Origin of the sequence: Streptomyces sp. SID486 (assembly GCF_009865385.1) — a bacterium.
GTDB lineage: Bacteria > Actinomycetota > Actinomycetes > Streptomycetales > Streptomycetaceae > Streptomyces.
This window is the reverse complement of sequence record NZ_WWJT01000258.1, coordinates 1-557: the sequence shown is the minus strand read 5'-3', so window position 1 is coordinate 557 and position 557 is coordinate 1. Positions and strand designations below refer to the sequence as shown.

Below are 557 nucleotides of genomic sequence, written 5' to 3'. Positions count from 1 at the left end.
GCCGGCGTGCTGCTCGTGCTGGCCCGCGAACGGCTGCTGCTGGCCGCGCTCACCCCGCTGATCGCGGGAGCCGCCGTACTGCCCTGGTGGGAGCCCGGCACCCCCTTGCGGACCGGGGCGGCGCTGCTGGCGCTGTCCGCCACCCTCGCCGCCACCGGCCACGCCCTGCGCGGGGCCCTCGCCGTCCCGGCCGCGGCCGGCGGCACCCGGCCCCGGCTGGTGTGGTCCCTGCCGTACGGGCTGTTCGGCCTGGCCGCCGGGCTGCTGGTGCTCATGGAGGGCAGGCGCGAACCGTACGCGGTGATCGTGCTGACGGTCAGCATGGGCCCCGCCGAATGGCTGCTCTACCGCTACCGCGGGCTGTCCGTCGCGGCCCTGCGCGCCACCGCCACACCCGCCGGCTTCCTGCTCCGCTCCGCGGCCGTCCTCGGCGGCTGTCTGGCCGCCTACCTCCTGCCGCTGCTGCCCGCCGCCTACCTCACCGGCGCGGCACCGGCCACCCTCCTGCTGCTCGCGGCCACCTTGTGGACCGCGCTGCTCCTGCAGGCGTTCGGGAC

General features: G+C 77.6%; 1 pseudogene. It reads left to right on the top strand.

What is annotated here, in order from left to right:
* Window positions 1-557 (top strand): annotated as a pseudogene (locus tag GT045_RS12610) (hypothetical protein); the annotation flags it as partial.